The organism is Roseicyclus sp. (genome assembly GCF_052168335.1).
Taxonomy (GTDB): Bacteria; Pseudomonadota; Alphaproteobacteria; order Rhodobacterales; family Rhodobacteraceae; genus Roseibacterium.
Genome location: NZ_JBQLZP010000313.1, coordinates 1 through 4,267, shown reverse-complemented (window position 1 = coordinate 4,267; position 4,267 = coordinate 1). Strand labels below are relative to the sequence as shown.

The window sequence follows — 4,267 nt, the reverse complement described above, 5'->3', positions numbered from 1 at the left end:
GCCCGCGGGAAACGCCGCGCAGTCGCCGGCGCGCAGCAACGTCTCCCCGGCATCCTCGATCAGCACGACCTCGCCTTCGAGGACGAAGACGAACTCGTCCTCGTGGGAATGCCGGTGGCGCTGGCTCGACCAGTTGCCGGGCGGCAGCCGCGTCAGGTTGACCCCGAACGCCGTCAGTCCGCCCGCCTCGCCGAGGCGTTGCCGCAGCCGGTCCGCGCTGACGTCACGGAACTCGGCCGGGTATCCCGTGCCCTTGCGCGCCGGGACGGCGGAGACGTCGAGTTTCGGCATCGCGGGCCTCGCGCTGTCTGCGGCAGGCCCGCCCGACGCTCCGGCGCCGGGCGATCCCGATCAGGCGCGGGCGGCCATCTGGTTGTGCTTGCGCAGGACGAAGTCCTTGGCGGTCTCGACGGCCACGGCGGCGTCGCGGCAATAGGCGTCCGCCCCGATGGCGCGGCCGAACTCCTCGTTCAGGGGCGCGCCGCCCACCAGCACGATGTAGTCGTCGCGGATGCCCTGTTCCTTCATCGTGTCGATCACGACCTTCATGTAGGGCATCGTCGTGGTCAGGAGCGCGGACATGCCGAGGATGTCCGGCTGCTCGCTCTCCAGCGCGGCGAGGTACTTCTCGACCGCGTTGTTGATGCCGAGGTCCACCACCTCGAAGCCCGCGCCCTCCATCATCATGGCGACGAGGTTCTTGCCGATGTCGTGGATGTCGCCCTTCACGGTGCCGATCACCATCTTGCCGATGCGGGGCGCACCGGTCTCGACCAGGAGAGGCTTCAGGATCGCCATTCCGCCCTTCATGGCGTTGGCGGCCATCAGCACCTCGGGCACGAAGAGGATGCCGTCGCGGAAGTCGTTGCCCACGATGGTCATGCCGCCGACGAGCGCCTTGGTGAGGATGTCGTAGGGTGTCCAGCCGCGCTCGAGGAGGATCGTCACGGCTTCCTCGATCTCCTCCTTCAGCCCGTCGTAGAGGTCGTCGAACATCTGCGCGACGAGATCGTCGTCGTCGAGTTCGGAGAGGATGATTTCGTCGTCCTGCGACATGGCTGTCTCCCGTCACGAGCGGCGGGCCGGAAAGGCCCTTCCGCGTCTACCTAATCCCATTGCGCGCGCGCACATGGCGTTTTGCGACATGGTGCCAGCGGCGCGCGACCTCGCTTGCGGATGTTCCGCATTCGTTCTAGTCTGGCGGGCATGGGCCCACGCTCCGCAGATCCCGTTCCGGGCATGTCCCCGCAGCCGCGCGGCCGCGCCGCGCGGACGAACGACGCGGGCCGGTTCGAGCGGCACGCGCGCAGCGTCGAGCCCGACGGCTGGGACATCCCCGAGGAGGCGCCGCCGCTGCGCACCGAGGTGCGCGAGGAACGGCCGCGGACCGCGATCACCCGCAACACCTCGCCCGATGTCGGCTTCGACCGGTCGATCAATCCCTATCGCGGTTGCGAACATGGCTGCATCTACTGCTTCGCGCGGCCGAGCCACGCCTATCTCGGGCTGTCGCCCGGCCTCGACTTCGAGACGCGCCTGACAGCCCGGCCCGAGGCCCCGCGCGTCCTCGAGGCGGAACTCCGGCGCCGGTCCTATGTTCCGGCGGTCATCGCCATCGGCACGAACACCGACCCCTACCAGCCGATCGAGGGGGAGCGGCGCATCATGCGCGGGCTGCTGGAGGTGTTGCAGGCCTTCCGCCATCCCGTCGCGGTCGTGACCAAGGGCACGCTGGTCGAGCGCGACGCGGACATCCTGGGCGAGATGGGGCAGGCGGGGCTGGCGCGCGCGGGCATCTCCGTCACCACGCTCGACCCCGGCATTTCCCGGCGGATGGAGCCGCGCTGCCCCTCGCCCGCGCGGCGGCTGAGGATGATCGAGACGCTGGCGCGGGCGGGCTGCCCGGTGCGGGTCATGGTCTCGCCCCTCGTGCCGGGGCTGACCGACCACGAGCTCGAGGCGATCCTGAGGGCCGCGCGCGACGCGGGCGCGGTGGCGGCCAGCACCATTCCCCTCCGCCTGCCGCGCGAGGTCTCCGCCCTCTGGCAGGACTGGCTCGCGGCGCATTACCCCGAGCGCGTGGGCCGCGTCATGTCCAAGGTGCGCGACATGCATGGCGGGCGCGACTACGATCCCGAATGGGGCCGCCGGATGAAGGGGCAGGGCGCTTGGGCCGACCTGATCCGGGCCCGCTTCGCCCGCGCGACCCGCGCGCTCGGCCTCGACGTGACGCTGCCGCCCCTGCGCACCGACCTCTTCCGCCCGCCGCCCCGCGCCGGCGACCAGCTGAGCCTGTTCTGAGCGGAGGCTCGACGCCGCCAGCTCCATGCGGCAATGCCGTAGACCGGCCGCAACGCCGCCACCGGCAGGGCCGGAAAGAGGACGCCCATCGTCCCACGCCGCCGGGGGATTCGGGACGTGCCGCTGCCATGGGCGCAGGGAAGAGAGACGCAACGCCCCGCGGCGAGGCCAGCGACGCGCGGGCCGGGGACGACCCGGCGCATGACGTGCGGTGTTCGCCCTCACGCCCGCGCGCGGCGGCGTCCGCGGCGATCGCGTGCGGGGGCCGCGCCGTCGGTGCCGTCCGAGCCCGAGGAGAAGCCGCCGAGTTCGCCCGTGATCTGCTCGAGCGTGGGCGCGTCGCCCCGCGGCGTCGTCTCGAGCGCGGCGCGCATGGCGCGCAGGTGCTCGGGCTGGGTGCCGCAGCAGCCGCCGATGATCGTGGCGCCCGCGTCCCGCGCCATGACCGCGTAGCGCGCCATCAGCTCGGGCGTGCCGTCGTAGTGGATATGGCCCTCGTGGTATTTCGGGATGCCCGCGTTGCCCTTGGCGATCACCGGCCGCTCGGTCCCGGCGGCGCGGAAACCCAGCACCGTGCGCAGGAGGTCCGAGGCGCCGACGCCGCAATTCGCCCCGAAGGCGATCGGCGGGGGATCGAGCGTCTCGACGAGGTTCGCGAGATCGGCCGAGGTGAAGCCCATCATCGTGCGTCCCGCGGTGTCGAAGCTCATCGTGCCACACCAGGGCATGCCCGCGAGGCGCGCGGCCTCGGCTGCGGCGCGGTACTCCTCGGGCGCCGAGATCGTCTCGACCCAGAGCACGTCGACGCCGCCCGCCTTCAGGCCCTCGGCCTGTTCGTGGAACATCTCCACCGCGCGTTCATGGGTCAGCGGCCCCATCGGCGCCATGATCTCGCCCGTCGGGCCCATCGAGCCCGCCACGATCACGGTGCGCCCCGCGGCATCGGCCACCTCGCGCCCGATCTCGGCGGCGAGGCGGTTCAGCTCGAACACCCGGTCCTGCGCGTCGTGGAGCTTGAGCCGCGCGGCCGTGCCGCCGAAGGAGTTCGTCAGGAACAGGTCCGATCCCGCCTCGACCGCGCCGCGGTAGAGCGTGGCGATCCGGTCGGGATGCTCGACGTTCCAGAGTTCCGGCGCGTCGCCCGACTGGAGGCCCATGTTGAACAGCGTCGTGCCCGTGGCGCCGTCGGCGAGAAGCCACTCGCGCTCGGCGAGCAGGGCGGAAAGGCGGTCGGTCATCTGGGTCTCCGGGCGAGGGGTGCGCGCGCGACCATCTGACGGCTCGCGGTCATGAGGGCAAGGTAGAATTCTGCATGTTTCTCATGAAATCCATTCATGTTCAAAAGGCGGCATTGCCCAAATTTGGCCGGATTCGCCGAAGAGCGTGCGCGCCATGAAACTGGACGTTTTCGAGCTCGCGGGAATCGACGGGCCGGTCGGTCTCTTCGTGGACGGTGAGAACCTTCCCGCTTGGACCGCACCGGAGATCCTGCGCATCGCGGGGGGCGCGGCCGGACTTCGCGTACGCCGTGTCTATGGCCACCTGCCGGCGCTGCCGGCCTGGATGGCGGTTCCCGGCTTCGAGCCCGTCCACACGGGCGTCGCGGGCGGCGAGCAGGTCAAGAACGCGGCCGACGTGAAGATGGCCGTGGACGCGATGGAATTCGCGCTGGGCGATGGCGGACGGACGCTGGTTCTGGCCAGTTCCGACCGGGATTTCACGCCGCTCGCCGCGATGCTGCGCAAGCTCGGCCGGACGGTCATCGGCATCGGCGAGGAGAAGACCTCCGAAAGCTTCCGGATGGCCTGTCACCACTTCGAGGTGGTCGCCGTGCCGGCGGCCGGCCACGTCGCGTCGCCCGCGGCCGACATCGACGCGGCGATCCGGCAGGCGGTCGAGCGGCTCGGCGGGGCGGGCGCGGGATGTCCGGTCGCGGCGCTGAACGGGGAGCTTGCGCGCACCCACG

General features: G+C 71.2%; 5 protein-coding genes. 2 read left to right on the top strand and 3 right to left on the bottom strand.

Annotated elements, in window-relative coordinates:
- The coding region (locus tag ACTS11_RS09790; protein WP_442640135.1) for a cupin domain-containing protein at positions 1 to 291 on the bottom strand (291 nt) is incomplete at its 3' end.
- 60 nt (positions 292 to 351) lie between these two features.
- Positions 352 to 1,056, bottom strand: coding sequence for a corrinoid protein (locus tag ACTS11_RS09785; RefSeq protein ID WP_442640134.1), 705 nt, complete (start codon positions 1,054 to 1,056; stop codon positions 352 to 354).
- A gap of 183 nt (positions 1,057 to 1,239) precedes the next feature.
- Here ACTS11_RS09785 and ACTS11_RS09780 point away from each other — a divergent pair, with 183 nt between their 5' ends.
- Entirely contained in the window at positions 1,240 to 2,301 is a 1,062-nt protein-coding gene (locus ACTS11_RS09780; RefSeq protein WP_442640133.1) for a PA0069 family radical SAM protein, read from the top strand.
- Between the two features lie 221 nt (positions 2,302 to 2,522).
- On the opposite strand, the gene bmt is transcribed toward ACTS11_RS09780, so the two are convergent.
- Positions 2,523 to 3,539 (bottom strand): betaine--homocysteine S-methyltransferase, encoded by a 1,017-nt coding sequence (gene bmt, locus ACTS11_RS09775; RefSeq protein WP_442640132.1) that lies wholly within the window; start codon positions 3,537 to 3,539, stop codon positions 2,523 to 2,525.
- Positions 3,540 to 3,693: 154 nt separating this feature from the next.
- Between bmt and ACTS11_RS09770 the strand changes: the two genes are divergently transcribed.
- Positions 3,694 to 4,267, top strand: a 574-nt coding sequence (locus tag ACTS11_RS09770) for an NYN domain-containing protein (RefSeq protein ID WP_442640131.1), incomplete at its 3' end; no start/stop codon positions are given.